This is a genomic window from Pseudomonas sp. GW821-FHT02A08 (assembly GCF_059422045.1).
On the sequence record NZ_JBWKWD010000013.1, the window covers coordinates 13,298 to 37,035 of the forward strand.

Genomic DNA, 23,738 nt, shown 5'->3' on the forward strand with positions numbered 1-23,738 from the left:
CTCCTGTCGGTCTGACAATCACAATCAAAAGGAGCTCGACAGTGATCGATACATTCAACCGAACCGGACCGCTCATGGAAGCTGCAAGTTACCCTGCCTGGGCCCAGCGCCTGATCCAGGATTGCAGCGAGAGCAAGCGCCGGGTTGTCGAACACGAACTGTACCAACGCATGCGAGACAACAAGCTCAGTGCGAAGACCATGCGCCAGTACCTGATTGGTGGCTGGCCGGTGGTCGAACAGTTCGCGTTGTATATGGCACAAAACCTGACCAAGACCCGTTTTGCCCGTCATCCCGGCGAAGACATGGCCCGTCGCTGGCTGATGCGCAATATCCGTGTCGAATTGAATCACGCCGACTACTGGGTGCACTGGAGCCGCGCGCACGGTGTCAGCCTGGAAGACCTGCAGGCACAGCAGGTAGCACCGGAGCTTCACGCCTTGAGCCATTGGTGCTGGCACACCAGTTCAGCCGACTCGCTGATCGTTGGGATTGCCGCCACCAACTACGCCATCGAAGGGGCGACCGGGGAATGGTCGGCGGTAGTGTGTTCCAACGGTATCTATGCAGCCTCGTTCCCCGAGGAAGATCGCAAGCGGGCGATGAAGTGGCTGAAGATGCATGCCCAGTACGACGATGCCCATCCATGGGAAGCCCTGGAAATCATCTGCACATTGGCGGGCACCAACCCGAGCAAAACCCTGCAGGTGGAGCTGCGTCAGGCTGTTTGCAAGAGCTACGACTATATGTACCTGTTTCTCGAGCGTTGCATGCAATTGGAGCACGCAGAACGGGCACCGGTCGTTCGTGAGCGGATGGCACTGGCCGAAGGCTGATACAGCCATCACGCAATAAAACTGTGGGGGCGGGCTTGCTCGCGAAAGCGGAGTGTCATTCAGCTCAGATGTTAGCTGATACGCCGCCTTCGCGAGCAAGTCGAATCGTCGCACCGCCGCTCCCACATTGTTTTGTGTCGCGTCTAGTGACTCAGCCCGCCATCTCCAGCCGGTTACGACCTTCGCGCTTGGCCACATACAACGCGCTGTCTGCCCGTCGCAACAGGCTTTCGGCAGACTCGCCGGGTAACAGTGTCGAACAGCCGAGGCTGACCGTCAGCACGATCGTATGACCATCGGCCAGGTACTCTTCAGACTGCGCTGCAAACCGCAGCCGCTCACCGACCATGGCAGCGGCCTCGCGACAGGTATTGGACAGCAGGATCAGGAACTCTTCACCGCCATAGCGGAATACCATGTCCACATTGCGCAGCTGGTTTTTGATCGAGGCAGCGACCGCCTTGAGCACGTCATCGCCTGTGCTGTGGCCATGGGTGTCATTGACTTGCTTGAAATGATCGATGTCCAGCATCAGCACCGACAACGGTTGCAGATGGCGCCGAGACAGCTCGATTTCCCTTTGCAGCGTCTGGTCCATGGCGATGCGGTTACCGGCGCCTGTCAGCGGGTCGCGCAGTGCGTTTTGGGTGGCGGTACGGTACAGCAGCGCATTGCGCATCGGGAAAAGCAGCGCGGCCAGCAGTGATTCGAGATTGCCTTGTTCCTGTTCGCTGAAACGCTGATTGCGGCGGAAAACCAGCTCACCCAGGTGTTCGCCTTCGTGGCTGAGGTTGTAACTGATGGAGTGGTGGCCGCGTTGGCCGAACTCCAGGCGCAGGTCACTGCTCTTGTGCTGGTAGCACAAGGCGTCCAGCGGCACCAACCGCTGAATCTCGCGATAGAAAGTCCCAAGAATGCGTTGCGGCTCCAGACTGGTTTGCAACTGCAGGCTTAGTTGCTGGCGCAATTGCGCAAGACTGACAGGTCTTTCCAGGAGGGGCGGCTGCTGACCAAAGCCCAGGCGCTGCAATTTGGCGCTATCGAAGTCAATTGCGTTGGTCTGGGAGGGTGGTTTCATAAGGCGTGCGCCCCTAAGCAGTAAGGCTGTCTTACAAGCAGGGTGAGAGCGGCTTAGGGCTGCGCGTCGTACTGGTCCGTCAGTCCCGTAGGACATTTCGTACAAGTTTAATCCGCTTTGTAGAAGAAGAGTAATCTCTGGACTCAAGCTTCACCCCCGTCTGCTTTCACGTTACATGTCTGAGCAAACTTAGAGCGAAAGTCGTGCCATTCGGTTCATCAGAATAAAAGCTGTATTAAATCAATAGGTTGATGTTCTTCTGCTTCCTGTGTAGCGCAGGGTGTGACGTTTGTTTGACAGGCGCCTGGTTCGAATCCGATAGCCTTCGTGTGCCGCGACAGGAAGCTGGCGCGGCACCAATAAGCGACGTACGGTCGTTACTGGGCGTTGAACGCCTGGCCATTGATACCCGTGCTGTCCGGGCCCATCAGGTAGAGGTAGACCGGCATGATCTCCTCGGGTGTCGGGTTGTTCAGCGGGTTTTCACCCGGGTATGCCTGGGCGCGCATACTGGTGCGGGTGGCGCCCGGGTTGATGCTGTTGGAGCGTACCGGAGCCACGGTATCGACTTCGTCAGCCAGGGTTTGCATCAGGCCTTCAGTGGCGAACTTGGAGACACCGTAAGCACCCCAGTACGCACGTCCCTTGCGGCCGACGCTGCTGGAAGTGAACACCACCGAAGCATCCTGCGACAGCTTGAGCAGCGGCAGCAGTGTGCTGGTGAGCATGAACATGGCATTGACGTTGACTTGCATGACCCGCATGAAGTTTTCGCCGGAAAGCTGCTCGATCGGCGTGCGCGGGCCGATGATCGAAGCATTGTGCAGCAGGCCGTCGAGATGCCCGAATTCGCTTTCGATCATCGCTGCCAGCTCATCGTATTGATGGGGCAGGGCGGTTTCGAGGTTGAAGGGGATGACTGCCGGTTGTGGATGACCGGCGGCTTCGATTTCGTCGTAGACCTGGGTCAGGTTGGCTTCGGTCTTGCCCAGCAGCAGCACGGTTGCGCCGTGTGCCGCGTAGGTTTTCGCCGCTGCGGCGCCGATGCCGCGTCCTGCGCCGGTGACCAGAATGACCCGATCCTTGAGCAGTTCGGGGCGGGCGGAATAATCAAACATAAAAAACCTCACAAACAGAAGACAGATCGCAGCGCGGCCATTCGCGGGCAAGCCCGCTCCCACAAAGACTGAGGGTGTTCACACATTTTGTATCCACCAGGGGAACCTGTGGGAGCGGGCTTGCCCGCGAAGGCGTCAGACATCCCGCCACTTCCCTGGAGCCTGAAACCGGATCTCAGCAGCTACACAAAGCGCTATCGAGCACCTTGCGCAACTCCAGCGGATGATCGACCACCACGTCCGCACCCCAATGCCGCGGGTTGTCATCCGGGTGGATATAACCGAAGGTCACCGCAGCAGTCTTTGTGCCGGCATCGCGACCCGACTCGATGTCGCGCAGGTCATCGCCCACGAACAGCACGCTGGCCGGGTCGAGGTCGAGCATCTTGCAGGCCAGGATCAGCGGCTCCGGGTCCGGTTTGCTGTTCTTCACGTGATCCGGGCAGATCAGCAGCGCCGAGCGTTCAGCCAGCCCCAGCTGTTGCATGATCGGCTCGGCGAAGCGCAGCGGCTTGTTGGTGACCACGCCCCAGATCAGGTTGGCCTTCTCGATGTCGGCGAGCAGTTCGCCCATGCCGTCGAACAGCTTGCTGTGAACGGCACAACCCACGAGGTAGCGCTCCAGGAACTCCAGGCGCAGTTCCTCGAACCCCGGCGATTCCGGGTCCATGGCGAAGGTCACTGCGACCATCGCCTTGGCGCCACCGGAAATCTCGTCGCGAATGTGCTTGTCGTTCATCGGTGGCAAGCCGCGGTCGGCACGCATCGCCTGGCAGATCGCAATGAAGTCCGGCGCGGTGTCGAGCAGGGTGCCGTCCATGTCGAAAAGAACTGCTCTGATTGGCATCGGCTTATTCCTCGCGCAGGGTCTGGATCATGTAGTTGACGTCCACGTCGGCCGCCAGTTTGTAGTGTTTGGTCAGCGGGTTGTAGGTCAGGCCGATGATGTCCTTGACGGTCAGGCCGGCCATGCGGCTCCAGGCACCGAGTTCGGAAGGGCGGATGAATTTCTTGAAGTCGTGGGTGCCGCGCGGCAGCAGCTTCATGATGTATTCGGCGCCGACGATGGCGAACAGGTACGCCTTCGGATTGCGGTTGATGGTGGAGAAGAACACCTGGCCGCCGGGCTTGACCATGCGGAAGCAGGCGCGGATGACCGACGATGGGTCCGGCACGTGCTCAAGCATTTCCAGGCAGGTGACCACGTCGAACTGCTCGGGCATCTCCTCGGCCAGGGCTTCGGCGGTGATCTGCCGGTATTCGACGTTGACGCCCGACTCCAGCTGATGCAGCTGGGCAACCGCCAGCGGCGCTTCGCCCATGTCGATACCCATGACGGTCGCGCCGCGCTGGGCCATGGCTTCGCTGAGGATGCCGCCGCCGCAACCGACGTCGAGGACTTTTTTCCCGGCCAGGTTGACCCGTTCGTCAATCCAGTTGACCCGCAGCGGGTTGATGTCGTGTAGCGGTTTGAATTCACTTTCGCGGTCCCACCAGCGATGGGCCAGGGCCTCGAATTTGGCGATTTCGGCGTAGTCGACGTTGCTCATGGTCTAAGTCCTCTAAAACTTGAAAAATCCTGTTGCCCCGGATTGTGCTCCAGGGTGCTTACGATTCGATACGGCCGCTGATGCGCTGGCCCCAGGCCTTCGCGACAGTGCCAAGCTGTTGTTCATCCAGGCGTGTCAGGCGACGGTCGTCGAGCAGTTGCTTGCCGGCTACCCAAAGGTGTTTCACGCAGTCCCGGCCGGTGGCGTATATAAGCTGCGAAACCGGGTCGTAGACCGGTTGCTGGGCCAGGCCGGAGAGGTCGAAAGCCACCATGTCCGCGGCCTTGCCGATTTCCAGTGAGCCGGTTTCGGCCTCGATACCCAGAGCCCGGGCGCCGTTGAGGGTAGCCATGCGCAAGGCGCGATGGGCATCCAGCGCGGTGGCCGAGCCGGCGACAGCCTTGGCCAGCAAGGCTGCGGTGCGGGTTTCGCCGAGCAGGTCCAGGTCATTGTTGCTCGCCGCGCCATCGGTGCCGACCGCGACATTGACCCCGGCCTGCCACAAACGCTCGACCGGGCAGAATCCGCTGGCCAGCTTCAGGTTCGACTCCGGGCAATGAATCACATTGCTGTTGCTTTCTACCAGCAGGGCCAGGTCTTCATCGCTGATCTGGGTCATGTGAACCGCCTGGAAGCGCGGCCCCAGCAGGCCCAGGCGCGCCAGGCGGGCCAGTGGTCGTTCACCGCGCTGCTCGACCGATTGCTGCACTTCGAACGCCGTCTCATGCACGTGCATGTGGATCGAGGCGTCCAGTTCTTCGGCAATCACCCGGATTTTTTCCAGGTTTTCGTCGCCCACGGTGTAGGGTGCATGGGGGCCGAAGGTGATTTTGATGCGCTCGTGGTGCTTGAGGTCGCCAAACAACTCGACACCCTGACGAATGGCTTCGTCCGCCGAAGCCGCGCCCGGAATAGGGAAATCGAGGATCGGAATCGCGATCTGCGCGCGAATGCCGCTGTTGTGTACGCGCTCGCTGGCAACCTTCGGGAAGAAGTACATGTCAGAGAAACAGGTGATGCCGCCTTTGATTTGCTCGGCGATGGCCAGGTCCGTGCCGTCGCGTACGAAATCCTCGTCGACCCACTTGGCTTCGGCGGGCCAGATGTGGTTTTCCAGCCAGGTCATCAATGGCAGATCATCGGCCAAGCCACGGAACAGTGTCATCGCCGCGTGCCCATGGGCATTGATCAGGCCGGGGCAGAGCAGCATGTCGGGCAATTCGCGGGTTTCTGTTGCGTTAAGCTTCAGTGCGGCGGAACGTGGGCCGATAAACACGATGCGTCCATCACGGATGCCCACGCCATGCTCCTTGAGGACAACACCAGCGGGCTCGACGGGTACCAGCCAGGTCGGCAGCAATAACAGGTCGAGCGCAGCGGCAGTGTTCGGCATCGAGGGTCGGTTCCAGTGCTTTTGTATAGGATGGCGAAGTATACCCGAGCGTCTTCGCGGGGGGATCGCTATAATCGGCGGCTTTTGTTCATGAGTGCGGGGTGAGGGATGCGCGATCGACTGTTGGCTGCGGAAAAGGTAAAGGCCATCGATTGGCGTGATGGCGCTCTCCATCTGCTGGATCAGCGTATTTTGCCGTTCGAGGAAACCTGGATTACCTACACCAGTGCAGCGGGTGTGGCCGAGGCAATCCGCTCGATGGTGGTGCGCGGTGCTCCGGCGATTGGCATCAGTGCGGCTTATGGCATTGTACTGGCAGCCCGCGCCCGGATTGCCGAAGGTGGCGACTGGTACGCGGCGCTGGAAGAGGATTTCATGTTGCTGGCCGATTCCCGCCCTACCGCCGTCAACCTGTTTTGGGCGCTTGGCCGCATGCATGACCGGCTTGATCGCCTGAAAGACAACGCCGATCCGCTGGAGGTGCTGGAGGCCGAGGCCATCGCCATTCACGAAAGTGATCGCGAAGCCAACCTGACCATGGCGCAACTGGGGGTGGACCTGATCCGCAAGCATCAGGGCAACGCCCAGGCGATCCTGACCCACTGCAACACCGGTGCGCTGGCCACGGGCGGCTTTGGCACCGCGCTGGGGGTGATTCGTGGCGCATTCATCGAGGGCATGGTCGAGCAGGTATATGTCGACGAAACCCGCCCATGGTTGCAGGGTTCGCGGCTGACTGCGTGGGAGCTGGCCAATGAAGGCATTCCCGTGACCCTCAATGTCGATTCCGCTGCGGCGCATATCATGAAGACCAAAGGCCCTACCTGGGTCATCGTCGGCGCTGACCGGATCACCGCCAATGGCGACGTGGCCAACAAGATCGGCACCTACCAACTGGCGGTCAACGCGATGCACCACGGCGTGCGCTTCATGGTGGTGGCGCCGAGTTCGACCATCGACATGAACCTGGCCAGTGGCGACGACATTCCGATTGAAGAGCGTGATGGTCGCGAGTTGCTGGAGGTCGGTGGCAAGCGCGTCGGGGCCGATGTCCATGCCTTCAACCCGGTGTTCGACGTGACGCCGGCGGATCTGATCGATGCGATCGTCACCGAAAAAGGCATCGTCGAGCGCCCGGACACGGCGAAGATGGCGCAGTTGATGTGCCGCAAGCGTCTGCATTGATGATTCAGGGTGCCTGATAAATTGCCTTCGCGGGCAAGCCCGCTCCCGCACTCGACCTGGTCTGACTGGAGAACTCGGTAAAATGTGGGAGCGGGCTTGCCCGCGAAGAGGCCCTCAAAGTCAACAAATCAACCCGAATCAGCCACAAATTCTCCATTCAACACGGCTCTGAGCCTCTCTCGTCCCCTTCAAGCCTGTCACCGGTCAACTAACTACTCTCCATGCGCATCTGGGGGATAGGTGCGTGGCGGCTCTTGTGATAACATCCGGCGGTTTCCATGGTTACCCTTCGGGGTGACCTTTACTGCGCAGATCCATGGCATAACTCGTTGATTTGTCGTAAGCCAATGCATGGCACTGAGCCTGCAGCGGCGAGCTTCGTTGGTCCTGACGAAGTTTCACCAGAAAAAGGAATCAGGCTTCTCATGGGCGAACTGGCCAAAGAAATCCTCCCGGTCAATATCGAAGACGAGCTGAAGCAGTCCTACCTCGACTACGCGATGAGCGTAATTGTCGGGCGGGCACTGCCGGATGCGCGCGATGGCTTGAAGCCCGTGCACCGGCGCGTGCTGTTCGCGATGAGCGAGCTGGGCAACGACTTCAACAAGCCGTACAAGAAATCTGCCCGTGTTGTCGGTGACGTGATCGGTAAGTATCACCCGCACGGTGATACCGCGGTGTACGACACCATCGTTCGGATGGCGCAGCCATTCTCCCTGCGCTACCTGCTGGTAGACGGCCAGGGCAACTTCGGTTCGGTGGACGGCGACAACGCCGCGGCCATGCGATACACCGAAGTGCGCATGACCAAGCTGGCGCACGAGCTGCTGGCTGACCTGCACAAGGAAACCGTGGACTGGGTGCCGAACTACGACGGCACCGAAATGATCCCGGCGGTCATGCCGACCCGTATTCCCAACCTGCTGGTCAACGGCTCCAGCGGTATCGCCGTGGGCATGGCGACCAACATTCCGCCGCACAACCTCGGTGAAGTCATCGACGGTTGCCTGGCGCTCATCGACAACCCAGAGTTGACTGTCGACGAGCTGATGCAATACATCCCCGGTCCGGACTTCCCGACCGCCGCGATCATCAACGGTCGCGCCGGCATCATCGAGGCCTACCGCACCGGTCGCGGGCGCATTTACATGCGCGCCCGCTCGATGATCGAAGACATCGACAAGGTCGGTGGTCGCCAGCAGATCGTCATCACCGAACTCCCTTACCAGCTGAACAAGGCGCGTCTGATCGAGAAGATCGCCGAGCTGGTAAAAGAGAAAAAGCTCGAAGGCATCACCGAGCTGCGCGACGAGTCCGACAAGGACGGTATGCGCGTCGTGATCGAGTTGCGTCGCGGCGAAGTGCCGGAGGTCATCCTCAACAACCTCTACGCCCAGACCCAGCTGCAAGCGGTGTTCGGTATCAACATCGTCGCGCTGATCGACGGTCGTCCGCGGATCCTGAACCTCAAGGACCTGCTGGAAGCCTTCGTCCGTCACCGCCGTGAAGTGGTGACCCGTCGTACCGTGTTCGAACTGCGTAAAGCGCGCGAACGTGGCCACATTCTGGAAGGCCAGGCAGTTGCCCTGTCGAACATCGACCCGGTCATCGCCCTGATCAAGGCATCGCCAACGCCGTCGGAAGCCAAGGAAGCGCTGGTCAGCACCCCTTGGGAATCCTCGGCCGTGGTGGCGATGGTCGAGCGCGCCGGCGCCGATTCGTGCCGTCCGGAAAACCTCGATCCGCAATACGGTCTGCGCGACGGCAAGTACTTCCTGTCGCCGGAGCAGGCGCAAGCCATTCTGGAACTGCGCCTGCACCGTCTGACCGGTCTGGAACACGAGAAGCTGCTGGCCGAGTATCAAGAGATCCTCAACCAGATCGGCGAGCTGATCCGCATCCTCAACAGCGCCACGCGCCTGATGGAAGTGATCCGCGAAGAGCTGGAAGTGATCCGCGCCGAATACGGCGACGTGCGTCGTACCGAAATCCTCGATGCCCGTCTCGACCTGACCCTGGGTGACATGATCCCGGAAGAAGAGCGCGTCGTGACCATTTCCCACGGTGGCTACGCCAAGACCCAGCCGCTGGCTGCGTACCAGGCCCAGCGTCGTGGCGGTAAAGGCAAGTCGGCGACCGGCGTCAAGGATGAGGACTACATCGCTCACCTGCTGGTTGCCAACAGCCACACCACGCTGCTGCTGTTCTCCAGCAAGGGCAAGGTGTACTGGCTGAAAACCTACGAAATCCCTGAAGCATCCCGCGCTGCCCGTGGTCGTCCGCTGGTCAACCTGCTGCCGCTGGATGACGGTGAATACATCACCACCATGCTGCCGGTCGAGGAATACACCGAAGGTCACTATATCTTCATGGCCACCGCCAACGGCACCGTGAAGAAGACCCCGCTGGAATCCTTCAGCCGTCAACGCAGCGTCGGCCTGATTGCGCTGGAGCTGGATGAAGGCGACGTATTGATCAGCGCGGCCATCACCGATGGCGAGCGCGAAGTGATGCTGTTCTCCGACGGCGGCAAGGTCACCCGCTTCAAGGAATCCGACGTTCGCGCCATGGGCCGTACCGCTCGCGGTGTGCGCGGCATGCGTCTGCCGGAAGGTCAGAAGCTGATTTCCATGCTGATTCCGGAAGAAGGCAGCCAGATCCTCACCGCTTCGGCGCGTGGCTACGGCAAGCGCACGGCGATCACCGAGTTCCCTGAGTACAAGCGTGGCGGTCAGGGCGTTATCGCCATGGTCAGCAACGAGCGTAACGGCCGTCTGGTCGGTGCGGTCCAGGTACTCGACGGCGAGGAGATCATGCTGATTTCCGACCAGGGTACCCTGGTGCGCACCCGTGTCGACGAAGTGTCCAGCCTGGGTCGTAACACCCAGGGCGTGACCCTGATCAAGCTGGCCAACGACGAAACACTGGTCGGGCTGGAGCGGGTTCAGGAACCGTCGGAAGTCGAGGGTGAAGAGCTGGAAGGTGAAGAGGGTGAAGGGTTTGTCGGGGAAGTCGTGATCGACGACGTTGCCGATGACCAGCAACTCGACGCCGCCGCTGACGAAGAACCACAGGAATAAGCGGGCAAGCAGGGGGCGGATGAAAATTCGCCCCCTTGTTGTTTGAATTGTCGAATTGTTCTCATGTAGGAGCTGTCGAGCGAAGCGAGGCTGCGATCTTTTGATCTTGCCTTCAGGAATAAAGATCAAAAGATCGCAGCCTCGCTTCGCTCGACAGCTCCTACAGATCAAATAGATTGATTGAAATCAGAGCGAGATTGGATGTGAGCAAGAGAGCCTATAACTTCTGTGCCGGTCCTGCGGCGCTTCCCGAAGCTGTCCTGCAGCGCGCCCAGGGTGAACTCCTCGACTGGCACGGCAAGGGCCTGTCGGTCATGGAAATGAGCCATCGCAGCGATGAGTTCGTGTCCATTGCCACCAAGGCCGAGCAGGATCTGCGTGATCTGCTGAATATCCCCTCGAACTATAAAGTGCTGTTCCTGCAAGGTGGCGCCAGCCAGCAATTTGCTCAGATTCCTCTGAACCTGTTGCCGGAAAACGGCTCGGCCGACTATATCGACACCGGTATCTGGTCGCAGAAAGCCATCGAAGAAGCTTCGCGCTTCGGCCACGTCAATGTTGCCGGCACCGCCAAGCCTTACGACTATTTCGCCATTCCCGGCCAGAACGAGTGGAAGCTGTCGAAAGACGCGGCCTACGTTCACTACGCGCCGAACGAAACCATCGGCGGTCTGGAATTCCAGTGGATCCCGGAAACCGGCGATGTTCCGCTGGTCGCCGACATGTCCTCGGACATCCTGTCGCGCCCGGTGGATGTGTCGCGCTTCGGCATGATCTACGCCGGCGCCCAGAAAAACATCGGCCCGAGCGGCATCGTGGTAAACATCGTGCGTGAAGACCTGTTGGGTCACGCCCGTTCGCTGTGCCCGACCATGCTCGACTACAAGGTCGCAGCCGATAACGGCTCGATGTACAACACGCCGCCGACCCTGGCCTGGTACCTGTCCGGCCTGGTGTTCGAGTGGCTCAAGGAGCAGGGCGGCGTCGAGGCCATCGGCAAGCTCAACGAAGTCAAGCAGCGCACGCTGTACGGCTTCATCGATGCCAGCGGCCTGTACAGCAACCCGATCAACAAGTCGGACCGCTCGTGGATGAACGTGCCGTTCCGCCTGGCTGATGATCGTCTGGACAAGCCGTTCCTGGCCGGTGCCGACGAACGTGGCCTGTTGAACCTCAAGGGTCACCGTTCCGTGGGCGGCATGCGCGCCTCCATCTATAACGCCGTCGACATCAACGCCGTCAATGCGCTGGTTTCGTACATGGCAGAGTTCGAGAAGGAACACGGCTAATGTCTGAGCAAGAACTCAAGGCACTGCGCCTGCGCATTGATGCCCTGGACGAAAAGGTCCTGGAGCTGATCAGCGAGCGTGCGCGCTGCGCCCAGGAAGTCGCGCGGGTAAAGATGGCCTCGCTGGCCGAAGGCGAAGTGCCGGTGTTCTATCGTCCTGAGCGTGAAGCTCAGGTGCTCAAACGTGTCATGGAGCGCAACCAGGGGCCGCTGGGCAACGAAGAGATGGCGCGGTTGTTCCGTGAAATCATGTCTTCGTGCCTGGCGCTCGAGCAGCCGCTGAAAGTGGCTTACCTCGGCCCTGAAGGTACGTTCACCCAGGCGGCGGCCATGAAGCACTTCGGCCACGCGGTGATCAGCAAGCCGATGGCGGCGATCGACGAAGTGTTCCGCGAAGTGGCGGCGGGGGCAGTGAATTTTGGCGTGGTGCCGGTGGAGAACTCCACCGAAGGCGCGGTCAATCACACCCTCGACAGCTTCCTCGAACATGACATGGTGATCTGCGGCGAAGTCGAGCTGCGTATCCACCATCACCTGTTGGTCGGTGAAAACACCAAGACCGACAGCATCAGCCGCATCTACTCCCACGCCCAGTCCCTGGCCCAGTGCCGCAAGTGGCTGGACGCCCATTACCCGAATGTCGAGCGCGTGGCGGTGTCCAGCAACGCCGAAGCGGCCAAGCGGGTCAAGGGTGAGTGGAACTCGGCGGCCATTGCCGGTGACATGGCGGCCGGCCTGTACGGCTTGACCCGTCTGGCCGAAAAAATCGAGGACCGCCCGGATAACTCCACGCGCTTCCTCATGATCGGCAACCAGGAAGTGCCGCCGACAGGCGACGACAAGACATCGATCATCGTTTCGATGAGCAACAAGCCGGGTGCGCTTCACGAGTTGCTGGTGCCGTTCCACGACAATGGCATCGACCTGACGCGAATCGAGACTCGTCCGTCGCGCAGCGGTAAATGGACCTACGTGTTCTTCATCGACTTCGTCGGCCATCACCGCGACCCGCTGGTCAAAGGTGTGCTGGAAAAGATCAGTCAGGAAGCAGTGGCACTCAAGGTGCTGGGTTCCTACCCGAAAGCAGTTCTCTAAGGGGCGGTAGCAAATGAGTGGCAATTTCCTCGCTCTGGCACAGCCGGGCGTGCAACAACTTTCGCCTTACGTTCCGGGCAAGCCCGTGGACGAACTGGCGCGTGAGCTGGACCTCGATCCAGCCAGCATCATCAAGCTGGCGAGCAACGAAAACCCGCTGGGCGCGGGCCCCAAAGCGCTGGCGGCGATCCGCGATGCGCTGGCCGAGCTGACCCGTTATCCGGACGGCAACGGTTTTGCACTCAAGAGCCTGTTGGCCGAGCAGTGCCGCGTCGAGATCGATCAGGTCACGCTGGGCAACGGCTCCAATGACATCCTGGAGCTGGTCGCGCGTGCCTACCTGGCACCGGGTCTGAATGCCGTGTTCAGCGAGCATGCGTTCGCTGTCTACCCGATTGCCACCCAGGCGGTCGGCGCACAGGCCAAGGTGGTTCCGGCCAAGGATTGGGGGCATGATTTGCCTGCCATGCTGGCGGCGATCGATGCCAACACCCGCGTGGTGTTCATCGCTAACCCGAACAATCCGACCGGGACCTGGTTCGACGCCGAGGCGCTGGACGAATTCCTGCAGGATGTGCCGGAGCATGTGCTGGTCGTACTGGACGAGGCTTACATCGAGTACGCCGAAGGCAGCGATCTGCCGGATGGCCTGGACTTCCTGGCGGCTTATCCGAACCTGCTGGTTTCCCGCACCTTCTCCAAGGCCTATGGCCTGGCGGCGCTGCGCGTGGGTTATGGCTTGTCCACGGCGGTGGTTGCAGACGTGCTGAACCGCGTACGCCAGCCGTTCAACGTCAACAGCCTGGCCCTGGCCGCGGCCTGTGCGGCGTTGAAGGACGAAGAATATCTGGCGCAAAGCCGTCAGTTGAACGAGTCCGGCATGCAGCAACTGGAGGCCGGTTTCCGTGAACTGGGGCTGAGCTGGATCCCGTCCAAGGGCAATTTCATTTGCGTCGATCTCGGTCAAGTCGCGGCCCCGGTGTTCCAGGGCTTGCTGCGTGAAGGCGTGATCGTGCGTCCGGTGGCCAACTACGGCATGCCGAATCACCTGCGCGTCACCATCGGCCTGCCGGCAGAGAACAGCCGTTTCCTGGAAGCGCTGTCCAAGGTTCTGGCTCGTGGTTGATGTCACTGCGCTGCAATCTGCTGAGCCTATGATCGGTCGCCTGGTGGTGGTCGGTCTCGGGTTGATCGGCGGTTCGTTTGCCAAGGGGTTGCGTGAAAGCGGTCTGTGCCGCGAAGTGGTCGGGGTCGATCTCGATCCACAATCGCGCAGGCTCGCGGTCGAGTTGGGTGTGGTGGATCGCTGCGAGGAAGACCTGGGCGTTGCTTGTCAGGGCGCCGATGTCATCCAGTTGGCGGTGCCGATCCTGGCCATGGAAAAAGTGCTCGCACGTCTGGCGGGCATGGATCTGGGGCAAGCGATCCTGACCGATGTCGGCAGTGCCAAGGGCAATGTGGTGCGTGCGGCCACCGAAGCATTTGGCAAGATGCCGTCATGTTTCGTGCCTGGGCATCCGATTGCCGGTTCAGAGCAAAGCGGGGTGGAAGCCTCCAATGCCGAGCTGTTCCGTCGCCATAAAGTCATTCTGACGCCGCTGGATCAAACCGATCCGGCAGCCCTGGCGGTGGTCGACCGTTTGTGGCGCGAACTGGGCGCCGATGTCGAGCACATGCAGGTCGAGCGCCACGATGAAGTGCTGGCCGCGACCAGTCATCTGCCGCACTTGCTGGCGTTCGGCCTGGTCGATTCGTTGGCCAAGCGCAATGAAAATCTTGAGATCTTCCGTTACGCTGCGGGCGGTTTCCGCGATTTCACAAGAATCGCCGGAAGCGACCCGGTCATGTGGCACGACATCTTCCTCGCCAACCGCGAGGCTGTCCTGCGCACACTCGATACATTTCGCAGCGACCTCGACGCCTTGCGCGACGCGGTCGATGCAGGGGATGGGCACCAATTGTTGGGCGTCTTCACTCGCGCCCGGGTTGCCCGCGAGCATTTCAGTAAAATCCTGGCCCGCAGGGCCTATGTGGACGCTATGAATTCCAACGATCTGATTTTCCTGGCTCAACCTGGTGGCCGCCTGTCCGGTCGGATTCGCGTACCGGGTGACAAATCGATTTCCCACCGTTCGATCATGCTGGGCTCCCTGGCCGAAGGCGTCACCGAAGTCGAAGGTTTCCTGGAGGGCGAAGATGCCCTGGCGACCTTGCAGGCTTTCCGTGACATGGGGGTGGTCATCGAAGGTCCGCACCACGGTCGCGTGACCATCCACGGCGTCGGCCTGCATGGCCTGAAGCAGGCACCGGGCCCGATCTATCTGGGCAACTCCGGTACTTCGATGCGCCTGCTGTCCGGCCTGCTGGCTGCGCAGAACTTCGACAGCACCCTGACCGGCGACGCTTCGCTGTCCAAGCGCCCGATGAATCGCGTGGCCAATCCGCTGCGTGAAATGGGCGCGGTGATCGAAACCGCCGCCGAAGGTCGTCCACCGATGACCATTCGTGGAGGCAACAAGCTCAAGGGGCTGACCTACACCATGCCGATGGCCAGTGCCCAGGTTAAGTCCTGCCTGCTGTTGGCCGGCCTGTATGCCGAAGGCAAGACCACGGTTACCGAGCCTGCTCCGACCCGCGACCATACCGAGCGCATGCTGCGTGGCTTCGGCTACCCGGTAACGGTCAATGGTGCGACCGCATCGGTCGAGTCCGGCAACAAGCTGACCGCGACCCACATTGAAGTCCCGGGTGATATTTCGTCTTCGGCGTTCTTCCTGGTGGCGGCATCGATCGCCGAAGGTTCGGAGCTGGTGCTGGAACACGTCGGCATCAACCCGACCCGTACCGGTGTGATCGACATCCTGCGCCTGATGGGCGCCGACATTACCCTGGAAAACCAGCGTGAAGTGGGTGGCGAGCCTGTAGCTGACTTGCGCGTACGTGCGGCTAAACTCAAGGGTATCGAGATTCCCGAGGCGCTGGTTCCGCTGGCGATCGACGAGTTCCCGGTGCTGTTCGTCGCCGCCGCCTGTGCCGAAGGGCGCACCGTGTTGCGTGGCGCGGAAGAACTGCGGGTCAAGGAGTCGGATCGTATCCAGGTCATGGCCGATGGCTTGCTGGCGCTGGGCGTCAAGTGCGAACCAACCCCGGATGGCATCATCATCGACGGCGGCCAGATCGGCGGCGGTGAAGTGCACGGTCATGGTGATCACCGTATTGCCATGGCGTTCAGCGTTGCTTCGCTGCGCGCCAGTGCGCCGATCCGCATTCATGATTGCGCCAACGTCGCGACATCGTTCCCGAATTTCCTGGCGCTGTGCGCACAGGTCGGTATTCGCGTGGCACAAGAGGCGCAGTCGTGATCAACATTGCACCGGTCATCACCATCGATGGGCCAAGCGGTTCGGGCAAGGGCACGGTAGCCGGGATTCTGGCCAAGCGCCTGGGCTGGAACCTGCTGGACTCCGGTGCGTTGTACCGATTGCTGGCGTTCGCCGCGCATAACCACGGTGTCGACCTGACCAATGAAGAGCTGCTGAAGAAACTCGCCGCTCATCTGGATGTGCAGTTCATCGCAGCGACGGACGGTCAGTTGCAACGCATCATTCTGGAAGGTGATGAAGTCAGCGATGTCATTCGCACCGAAAGCGTCGGTTCCGGCGCTTCCCAGGTAGCTGCGCTGCCCGCTGTACGCGAGGCGTTGCTGCAGCGCCAGCGGGCTTTTCAGGAAGCGCCGGGCCTTGTGGCGGATGGTCGGGACATGGGCACGGTGGTTTTTCCTGACGCGCCGCTGAAGATTTTTCTGACGGCCAGCGCCGAGGAACGGGCACGCCGTCGATATTTGCAGTTGAAGGGCAAAGTCGAGGGTGTTAGTCTGTCGAGTCTGCTAGATGAGATACGTGCACGCGATGAGCGTGACACCCAGCGAGCGGTAGCCCCGCTCAAACCGGCGGCTGACGCCATACAGCTGGATTCCACGGAATTATCCATCGACCAGGTGCTGGAACGCATCATGAGCGAAATCGCCATTCGCGATATCGCCGGGTGACCAAGAAGGCCGCAGGGGACCAGTCATAGTCCTGCGGTGGCTTCTTTTAAATGAAACTAACCCACACCGTCTGGGGTGTGGAGATGGGCGTATTCTTCGCCCTCATCAACAGGAATTAAAATGAGCGAAAGCTTTGCGGAACTCTTTGAAGAAAGCCTAAAAACCCTGAACCTTCAGGCAGGCTCCATCATCACCGGTGTTATCGTTGATATCGATTACCAGGCTCGCTGGGTAACCGTTCACGCTGGCCTGAAGTCTGAAGCACTCATCCCGCTTGAGCAGTTCTACAACGACGCTGGCGAACTGAACATCAACGTCGGTGACGAAGTTCACGTTGCTCTGGACTCGGTTGAAGACGGCTTTGGTGAAACCAAGCTGTCCCGTGAAAAAGCCAAGCGCGCTGAATGCTGGATTGTTCTGGAAGCAGCCTTCGCAGCCGAAGAAGTGGTCAAGGGCGTTATCAACGGTAAGGTTAAAGGCGGCTTCACTGTCGACGTTAACGGCATCCGTGCGTTCCTGCCAGGTTCTCTGGTTGACGTCCGTCCAGTGCGCGACACCACGCACCTGGAAGGCAAAGAGCTGGAATTCAAGGTCATCAAGCTGGACCAGAAGCGCAACAACGTTGTCGTTTCCCGTCGTAGCGTCCTGGAAGCCGAGAACTCCGCCGAGCGCGAAGCTCTGCTGGAATCCTTGCAGGAAGGCCAACAAGTCAAAGGTATCGTCAAGAACCTCACCGATTACGGCGCATTCGTCGATCTGGGTGGCGTCGATGGCCTGCTGCACATTACCGACATGGCTTGGAAGCGTATCAAGCATCCTTCCGAAATCGTCAACGTTGGCGACGAGATCGATGTCAAGGTTCTGAAGTACGATCGCGAGCGCAATCGTGTTTCCCTGGGCCTGAAGCAACTGGGCGAAGATCCATGGGTTGCTATCAAAGCCCGTTACCCGGAAAGCACTCGCGTTACCGCGCGTGTAACCAACCTGACCGACTACGGCTGCTTCGCTGAGCTGGAAGAAGGCGTTGAAGGTCTGGTACACGTTTCCGAAATGGACTGGACCAACAAGAACATCCACCCTTCGAAAGTCGTACAAGTCGGCGACGAAGTGGAAGTCATGGTTCTGGACATCGACGAAGAGCGTCGTCGTATCTCCCTGGGCATCAAGCAGTGCAAATCCAACCCATGGGAAGATTTCTCTGGCCAGTTCAACAAGGGCGATAAAATCTCCGGCACCATCAAGTCGATCACCGATTTCGGTATCTTCATTGGTCTGGACGGCGGCATCGACGGTCTGGTTCACCTGTCCGACATCTCCTGGAACGAAGTGGGCGAAGAAGCCGTTCGCCGCTTCAAGAAGGGCGACGAGCTGGACACCGTTATCCTGTCGGTTGACCCAGAGCGCGAGCGCATCTCCCTGGGTATCAAGCAACTGGAAAGCGATCCGTTCTCCGAGTACGTTCAAGAGAACGACAAAGGCGCCATCGTTAAAGGCATCGTGAAGGAAGTTGACGCTAAAGGCGCCATCATCACTCTGGCCGACGATATCGAAGCGACTCTGAAAGCCTCCGAAATCAGCCGTGACCGCGTTGAAGACGCGCGCAACGTTCTGAAAGAAGGCGAAGAAGTAGAAGCCAAGATCATCAGCGTTGACCGCAAGAGCCGTGTAATTCAGCTCTCGATCAAGTCGAAAGACGTTGAAGACGAGAAAGAAGCAATCCAGAGCCTGCGCGACAAGCCAGTAGCTACTGATGCTCCTGTGGCCACCACTCTGGGTGACCTGCTGCGTGCACAAATGGAAAAACAGAACTAAGTTCTGATTTTCTGTAAAAAAGGGCGACTTCGGTCGCCCTTTTTTGTGCCTGGCGTTTGGTGAAGTACCTGGGGGGTAGTCGCTTGGGTCGTGAACCAAAAAGGACGAAAGAAGGTCTGATTGTTTAGTCGGATCAATCGCTTATTTGCAGCTAGTCTTTAGCCTGAGACTCATGATCGCTCGATAGGCTTTCTGGCAAAAGGACGTGAATGAACAAACTCATTGTCGCAGTAGCAGTGCTGGCATTGGCGGGTTGTACCACCAGCGCCAAAACTCACGTAGTGCGTGGGGTCAGCGGTATTGAAATCGATTGTTCGGGGCTCGGTTCGAAATGGGACAAGTGTTACAAGCGCGCGGCCAAGGAGTGCAAGGGGGCGGGCTATAAGGTTTTGACACGGTCTGATGATCTTAAGGAAGAGGAGGAGGAGGGAGGGCTTTTTGGGTTCAACCCGGCGGGTTTCCTGACGCGCACTATGCTGGTGATCTGCCGATGACTGGGTGAGCGCCCAGAGTCTTCCCGTTTCGGGAATCAAGCATTTTGAGGGGCTGGGATAGATGCTAAAACTCAGGCTGTTCAAAATCGCGCAGGCGTGCTAAAACCTTTGAAGCGCTGATCTAGCTGCTTGAAAAAGAAGGGAAAAATATGACGAAGTCGGAGTTGATCGAACGAATTGTCACCCATCAAGGGCTGCTCTCATCCAAGGATGTGGAGCTGGCCATCAAGACCATGCTTGAGCAAATGTCCCAATGTCTGGCTACCGGGGATCGCATCGAGATCCGGGGGTTTGGCAGCTTCTCTCTGCACTATCGCGCGCCACGGGTAGGGCGCAATCCGAAAACCGGCCAGTCTGTCAGTCTCGACGGTAAATTCGTTCCTCACTTCAAGCCAGGTAAAGAGCTGCGTGATCGGGTGAATGAAGAAGAGGAGGATGCGCTTTGACAGTCACTGCCGATCAAGGAGCCCTTCATGCGTAATCTCATGCGAGTGCTGCTTGGCGTGTTAATCCTTTTTCTGGTACTGGTGATCCTGGCTTTCGTACTGGAGAATCAGCAATCGGTTACCTTGTTTTTTCTCGGTTGGGCTGGCCCGCAATTGCCAGTATCTTTGGTAATAGTCCTGGCTTTGCTGGCAGGGATGGTCGTCGGACCGCTACTTGGCTGGATCCTGGGACGCTCGTCCAGGATTTTGCGCAAGCGACTTGTTTAGTAACATCCAGTACGAAGTACTCAGAGAGCTCGCGCCACAGCTTCTCTACATCCCTTAGTAAATCGGTCATTAAGCTGTAAAATGTTGCGCTTGTTCGAGAGTGGTCTATCTCCACATCGACTTAGACTGGCTCAGCCAGAGGCCGCATTTTTTGATGGCCTTGTATTCATGGATTTGGCAGTGCCGATGTGCAGCCCGGTCAGCAACTCAAGGGTATGGTTTCGCGTGAAAATTCTCGTAACCGGCGGAGCCGGATTTATTGGTTCGGCGGTCATTCGTCATATCATTTCGAATACCACCGATTCTGTTGTTAACGTCGATAAACTTACCTATGCCGGTAATCTCGAGTCTTTAGCGGAAGCCAGTCAGAGCCCGCGCTATGTATTCGAGCGCGTTGATATCTGCGATCGTGACCAGATCGATCGTGTACTGCTTGAGTCTCAACCCGACGCTATCATGCATTTGGCTGCGGAGTCGCACGTTGACCGCTCGATCTCGGCGCCCTCCGATTTCATCCAGACCAATATCATCGGCACCTACACCTTACTGGAAGCTACGCGTCAATACTGGATGTCGCTGGACGATACACGCAAAGCCAGTTTTCGGTTTCACCACATCTCGACTGATGAAGTTTACGGAGACCTGGAAGGTCCGGAAGACTTGTTCACTGAAACTACAGCCTATCAGCCAAGCTCGCCTTACTCGGCCAGCAAGGCCAGTTCCGATCACCTGGTCAGCGCCTGGAGTCGTACTTACGGTCTGCCAACTCTGATCACCAACTGCTCGAACAATTACGGCCCCTGCCATTTTCCTGAAAAATTGATCCCGTTGATCATTCTCAATGCTCTGGAAGGCAAGCCCCTGCCTGTCTATGGCAAAGGCAATCAGGTTCGTGACTGGCTCTATGTCGAAGACCACGCCCGTGCACTCTACAAAGTTGTGACCGAAGGCGTCATCGGTGAGACTTACAACATTGGTGGTCATAACGAAAAACAGAATATCGAGGTCGTCCATTCGCTGTGCGCGTTGCTCGATGAACTGCGTCCAAACTCTGCTCACCGTCCCCACGCAAACCTGATCACTTATGTTCAGGACCGCCCGGGTCACGACCAGCGTTATGCAATTGATGCCAGCAAAATTCAGCGCGAGCTTGGGTGGGTACCGCAAGAGACATTCGAAACGGGCATCCGCAAGACGGTTGAGTGGTATCTGAACAACACTGATTGGGTGGAACATGTGAAGAGCGGTAGCTACCAGCAGTGGATCGACCAGAATTACGCGGGTCGTTCGAGTACGGTATGAAAATCTTCCTGCTCGGGAAAAACGGACAGGTCGAGCGGGAGCTACAGCGATCACCCGCGTCATTGGGCGAGTTGATCGCACTGGATCGTCTGAAGGTTGATGGTCTCTTCGCAGACTTGTGTGATCTGCTACGTCCTTCCAAAGAGCTTGAAACTTTAAGCGTCATTGCTGATCAGATAGGGGTTGCGACAAGTGCGGATCCGATCGCCGATGTCGCCGCATTGGCTATTCAGCAAATTCAGACTCGGAAAGAATTTCTGGGTATCCGCTATGTACTTGCCAAACTGGCAATCGGGCATAGGCCGGAAAGCTTGGGGGGCTTATAAGCGGCTGATAAATACAAAAACAGGACTGTCGTTTCAATGAGTAGCGTCTTTACTCCAGGTACCAAGATTTTTAAAATTTTTTCCATGTTTAAATAAAATATTTTCACCTTGATGTGTGACTAAACTCATTGAAGGGCGCTGATTTGAGTAAGTGGGGCGCGTGCGGAGAGGAACTGAAGGTGTTTTACATGGTTGGGGCTATGGTTTTTTTTATTTCAAGGGTTTTAGGATATGCAGGTTGGTTCAAGTAATTCTGTAGTCAATGATGGTCTCGATTTGCACGCGCTTGCTTATACACTTTGGCGACAAAAAATTGTGATTTTATGCGCGGCGCTGCTAGGAACATTCGGAGCCGCTTCCTATGCATTCCTCGCTGAACCTTTGTACGAAGCGAAGGCTTTTGTGATCCCGCCTACCCAAAATGACATTGAGAACTTAAATTACGGTCGCATCGATCAGTCAAAGTTGCCTCAGTTTACGGTAAAAGACGTTTATTCGGTTTTTTTGAAGAACTTGCAAAGTGAGTCACTTCGTCGCGAGTTTTTCAAGAATACATATTTAGCTGCGCAAGGAAAGAGTGAGGATCCTAAAGGGCGGTTATATGAGAAGCTTTCTAAGAATCTTGTTGTTTCCATGGTTGGCAAAGATGCGTTGGATCGATACTCCGTTGTTATCCTGAATAATGATCCGGAAATGGGTGCCAAGTGGATTGAGCAACTGTTGGCGCGTGCACAGCAATTGGCGATGCAAGAGATCAATAAAAATATCTCCAGTGAGTATGATGTTGAGTCTCAAAATCTTCATCAGGAAATAGTCTCGTTGCGAGAAATTGGCGACAAGACAAGAGAAGATAGCTTAATTAAACTTCGTGAGGCCCTGGTGGTTGCCCAAGCTATTGGTCTTGAAAAGCCGCTAGCCGTTGGCAGCGACTCGAAGGCCTCGATTGGTATTGTAGGCAACATGGACGGTGATCTTACCTACATGCGCGGCACGAAAGCACTGACGGCTGAAATAGAAAATTTGAAAACAAGGAAGTCTGACGATCCATTTATCAGCCGGTTGCGAGAGATAGAAACGAAGTACAATTTTTATAATCAACTCTCAAAGAGCTATCGAGAAGCGAAAGCTTTCAGGATAGATGGGCTCGTAGAGAAATCGGGCTCACCAGTCAAGCCAAAATTTTTATTTATAATTTTGGCTGGTATGTTTTTAGGTCTTGTTTTCGGGATGGTTTTTGCAGTTATTCGGGACTTTTTTATAACCAATAAAGTTGGCATACAGAAGACCCTATAACGCGCAGCGATCTTGCTTATTTTGATAGATTTTATTTATCGTGGCGGTTGTTTGATTTGCCAGGTCTATTGAGCGGGGTTGGTTGTCTTGTGGGACGGCTTTATGTTCGTCTATCGGAAAAATAGCACTAAACAGGTGTAGGATTATGTTTAGCCGGTAGATGGTTTGTATCAATGTTGGTGAGTAGCCTAGGATCAGGCACGAGGGAAGAGTATGAAAGGTATCATTCTGGCAGGCGGTTCGGGAACTCGTTTGTACCCACTGACGAAAGGGGTATCCAAGCAGCTGCTTCCGATTTACGACAAGCCGATGATTTTTTATCCGCTTTCTGTGCTCATGCTCGCCGGGATCCGTGACATCCTGATTATCACGACGCCTGAGGACCAAGCTGGATTTCAACGTTTGCTTGCTGATGGCAGTCAGATCGGTGTCAACCTCACATATGCAGTTCAAGCAAGTCCCGATGGTCTTGCACAAGCATTTCTTATCGGTGAGGAATTTATTGGCAAGGATTCGGTGTGTTTGGTGCTTGGCGATAATATTTTTTACGGCCAGGGCTTTACGCCCATGCTCCAAGAGGCGACGAAGCGTAAAAGCGGCGCCACAGTATTCGGTTATCAAGTGAAGGATCCGGAACGATTTGGTGTTGTTCAGTTCGATGAAAGTCGTAAAGCGATTTCTATTGAAGAAAAGCCACTCAAGCCAAAGTCGAATTTCGCAGTAACCGGATTGTATTTTTACGATAATGATGTGATTGAAATTGCAAAGCAAGTCAAGCCTTCTGCACGCGGCGAGTTTGAAATTACCTGTATAAACCAGGCATATCTGGAGAGAGGAAGTTTGCATGTCGAACTTCTGGGGCGAGGGTTTGCGTGGCTGGATACCGGTACACACGAAAGCTTGCTCGAGGCTTCGCATTTTGTTGAAACAATAGAAAGGCGCCAAGGTTACAAGATCGCCTGTTTAGAGGAAATTGCCTTTAATAATGGGTGGTTGACCGTTGCAGAGCTCAAAAGGACTGGCAATGAACTGAAGAAAAACAGTTATGGACAGTATCTGTTGAGTCTGGTTGACGAGATTGATGAAAAGTAATTCGTTTCGAGTTTGAGTTGAGTTCTACATGGGTG

General features: G+C 57.5%; 20 protein-coding genes and 1 pseudogene. 16 read left to right on the forward strand and 5 right to left on the reverse strand.

Annotation, left to right across the window (positions count from 1 at the left end; all coding sequences use genetic code 11):
• Nucleotides 1–74 precede the first annotated feature (74 nt).
• Complete coding sequence (locus tag AC07W4_RS11745; RefSeq protein WP_443216457.1) at nucleotides 75–836, forward strand: iron-containing redox enzyme family protein; 762 nt, start codon at nucleotides 75–77, stop codon at nucleotides 834–836.
• Nucleotides 837–987: 151 nt separating this feature from the next.
• Here the strand turns inward: AC07W4_RS11745 and AC07W4_RS11750 are convergent, their stop codons facing one another.
• From AC07W4_RS11750 to AC07W4_RS11770, 5 genes are all read right to left on the reverse strand, one after another.
• Nucleotides 988–1,914, reverse strand: a complete 927-nt coding sequence (locus AC07W4_RS11750; RefSeq protein WP_495032514.1) for a GGDEF domain-containing protein — start codon at nucleotides 1,912–1,914, stop codon at nucleotides 988–990.
• Nucleotides 1,915–2,291: 377 nt separating this feature from the next.
• Nucleotides 2,292–3,032 carry a YciK family oxidoreductase gene (locus AC07W4_RS11755; protein ID WP_007999919.1) on the reverse strand — a complete coding sequence of 247 codons (741 nt, stop codon included), beginning with the start codon at nucleotides 3,030–3,032 and terminating at the stop codon, nucleotides 2,292–2,294.
• Nucleotides 3,033–3,207: 175 nt separating this feature from the next.
• On the reverse strand, nucleotides 3,208–3,879 hold the full coding sequence (gene mupP / locus AC07W4_RS11760; RefSeq protein ID WP_056727168.1) for an N-acetylmuramic acid 6-phosphate phosphatase MupP: 672 nt from the start codon (nucleotides 3,877–3,879) through the stop codon (nucleotides 3,208–3,210).
• A 4-nt stretch (nucleotides 3,880–3,883) separates the two neighbouring features.
• Nucleotides 3,884–4,582, reverse strand: a complete 699-nt coding sequence (gene ubiG / locus AC07W4_RS11765) for a bifunctional 2-polyprenyl-6-hydroxyphenol methylase/3-demethylubiquinol 3-O-methyltransferase UbiG (RefSeq protein ID WP_007985381.1) — start codon at nucleotides 4,580–4,582, stop codon at nucleotides 3,884–3,886.
• Nucleotides 4,583–4,640: 58 nt separating this feature from the next.
• On the reverse strand, nucleotides 4,641–5,975 hold the full coding sequence (locus tag AC07W4_RS11770; RefSeq protein WP_495032515.1) for a TRZ/ATZ family hydrolase: 1,335 nt from the start codon (nucleotides 5,973–5,975) through the stop codon (nucleotides 4,641–4,643).
• Nucleotides 5,976–6,083: 108 nt separating this feature from the next.
• Between AC07W4_RS11770 and mtnA the strand changes: the two genes are divergently transcribed.
• From mtnA to rfbA, 15 genes and pseudogenes are all read left to right on the forward strand, one after another.
• Nucleotides 6,084–7,160, forward strand: coding sequence for an S-methyl-5-thioribose-1-phosphate isomerase (mtnA, locus tag AC07W4_RS11775; protein ID WP_495032516.1), 1,077 nt, complete (start codon nucleotides 6,084–6,086; stop codon nucleotides 7,158–7,160).
• Nucleotides 7,161–7,585: 425 nt separating this feature from the next.
• The gene (gene gyrA / locus AC07W4_RS11780; RefSeq protein ID WP_495032517.1) at nucleotides 7,586–10,240 is read left to right on the forward strand and encodes a DNA gyrase subunit A; all 2,655 of its coding nucleotides are present in this window, start codon (nucleotides 7,586–7,588) and stop codon (nucleotides 10,238–10,240) included.
• 203 nt (nucleotides 10,241–10,443) lie between these two features.
• On the forward strand, nucleotides 10,444–11,529 hold the full coding sequence (gene serC / locus AC07W4_RS11785; RefSeq protein ID WP_495032518.1) for a 3-phosphoserine/phosphohydroxythreonine transaminase: 1,086 nt from the start codon (nucleotides 10,444–10,446) through the stop codon (nucleotides 11,527–11,529).
• Nucleotides 11,529–12,623 (forward strand): prephenate dehydratase, encoded by a 1,095-nt coding sequence (pheA, locus tag AC07W4_RS11790; RefSeq protein WP_007939916.1) that lies wholly within the window; start codon nucleotides 11,529–11,531, stop codon nucleotides 12,621–12,623. Before serC ends, pheA begins: the two co-directional genes overlap by 1 nt.
• A gap of 13 nt (nucleotides 12,624–12,636) precedes the next feature.
• Complete coding sequence (gene hisC, locus AC07W4_RS11795; RefSeq protein WP_495032519.1) at nucleotides 12,637–13,749, forward strand: histidinol-phosphate transaminase; 1,113 nt, start codon at nucleotides 12,637–12,639, stop codon at nucleotides 13,747–13,749.
• Nucleotides 13,750–13,777: 28 nt separating this feature from the next.
• Nucleotides 13,778–15,985 carry a bifunctional prephenate dehydrogenase/3-phosphoshikimate 1-carboxyvinyltransferase gene (locus AC07W4_RS11800; protein ID WP_495032588.1) on the forward strand — a complete coding sequence of 736 codons (2,208 nt, stop codon included), beginning with the start codon at nucleotides 13,778–13,780 and terminating at the stop codon, nucleotides 15,983–15,985.
• On the forward strand, nucleotides 15,982–16,671 hold the full coding sequence (gene cmk, locus AC07W4_RS11805) for a (d)CMP kinase (RefSeq protein ID WP_007985391.1): 690 nt from the start codon (nucleotides 15,982–15,984) through the stop codon (nucleotides 16,669–16,671). Before AC07W4_RS11800 ends, cmk begins: the two co-directional genes overlap by 4 nt.
• Nucleotides 16,672–16,791: 120 nt before the next feature.
• Nucleotides 16,792–18,483, forward strand: coding sequence for a 30S ribosomal protein S1 (gene rpsA / locus AC07W4_RS11810; RefSeq protein ID WP_007973639.1), 1,692 nt, complete (start codon nucleotides 16,792–16,794; stop codon nucleotides 18,481–18,483).
• A gap of 209 nt (nucleotides 18,484–18,692) precedes the next feature.
• Nucleotides 18,693–18,977, forward strand: a complete 285-nt coding sequence (locus tag AC07W4_RS11815) for a hypothetical protein (RefSeq protein ID WP_495032520.1) — start codon at nucleotides 18,693–18,695, stop codon at nucleotides 18,975–18,977.
• Nucleotides 18,978–19,126: 149 nt separating this feature from the next.
• Nucleotides 19,127–19,423: an integration host factor subunit beta gene (gene ihfB / locus AC07W4_RS11820; protein ID WP_008049004.1), complete on the forward strand. Its 297-nt coding sequence runs from the start codon at nucleotides 19,127–19,129 to the stop codon at nucleotides 19,421–19,423.
• Nucleotides 19,424–19,450: 27 nt separating this feature from the next.
• Nucleotides 19,451–19,690 (forward strand): LapA family protein, encoded by a 240-nt coding sequence (locus AC07W4_RS11825; protein ID WP_495032521.1) that lies wholly within the window; start codon nucleotides 19,451–19,453, stop codon nucleotides 19,688–19,690.
• A gap of 225 nt (nucleotides 19,691–19,915) precedes the next feature.
• The gene (rfbB, locus tag AC07W4_RS11830; protein ID WP_495032522.1) at nucleotides 19,916–20,992 is read left to right on the forward strand and encodes a dTDP-glucose 4,6-dehydratase; all 1,077 of its coding nucleotides are present in this window, start codon (nucleotides 19,916–19,918) and stop codon (nucleotides 20,990–20,992) included.
• Nucleotides 20,989–21,120, forward strand: a pseudogene (locus AC07W4_RS11835) (dTDP-4-dehydrorhamnose reductase); the annotation flags it as partial. The gene rfbB and the pseudogene AC07W4_RS11835, both read left to right, overlap by 4 nt.
• Nucleotides 21,121–21,549: 429 nt before the next feature.
• Nucleotides 21,550–22,611 carry an LPS O-antigen chain length determinant protein WzzB gene (locus AC07W4_RS11840; RefSeq protein ID WP_495032523.1) on the forward strand — a complete coding sequence of 354 codons (1,062 nt, stop codon included), beginning with the start codon at nucleotides 21,550–21,552 and terminating at the stop codon, nucleotides 22,609–22,611.
• A 213-nt stretch (nucleotides 22,612–22,824) separates the two neighbouring features.
• A complete protein-coding gene (rfbA, locus tag AC07W4_RS11845) occupies nucleotides 22,825–23,703 on the forward strand; it encodes a glucose-1-phosphate thymidylyltransferase RfbA (protein WP_495032524.1) in 879 nt (292 codons plus the stop codon).
• Nucleotides 23,704–23,738: the final 35 nt, after the last annotated feature.